Origin of the sequence: Micromonospora sp. NBRC 101691 (assembly GCF_030269285.1) — a bacterium.
Taxonomy (GTDB): Bacteria; Actinomycetota; Actinomycetes; order Mycobacteriales; family Micromonosporaceae; genus Micromonospora; species Micromonospora echinospora.
In genome coordinates, this window is the sequence record NZ_BSTB01000061.1 from 1 (window position 1) to 459 (window position 459).

At 60.8% G+C, this 459-nt stretch carries 1 protein-coding gene; it reads left to right on the top strand.

From position 1 onward, the window contains the following. On the top strand, nt 1-459 hold a 459-nt coding region (locus QSK20_RS31950), incomplete at its 5' end, for an FG-GAP repeat domain-containing protein (protein WP_285792326.1).

The window sequence follows — 459 nt, forward strand, 5'->3', positions numbered from 1 at the left end:
AACGGCGACGGCAAAGACGACATCATCACCTTCACCCAAGGACCCACCACCGCCGCCGACGTCATCATCGCCCTCTCCACCGGCACCACATTCGGCCCACCCCAAAAATGGCACGACCTCTTCGCCATCACCGGCGAACAACCCCGCGTCGGCGACATCAACGGCGACGGACGCGACGACATCGTCACCTTCACCTGCAACACCAACGCCGACGTCTACGCCGCCACCAGCACCGGAACCACCTTCACCGGCACCACCATCAAATGGAACGACCACTTCTGCCTCACCGGCGAATTCCCCTACCTCGCCGACGTCAACGGCGACAACAAAGACGACATCATCGTCTTCACCAAAAACACCACCAACGACGTCTACGTCGGACTCTCCACCGGCACCACCTTCACACCCGGCCAAAAATGGCACGACTACTTCGGCCTCAACGGCGAAACCACCCTCTGA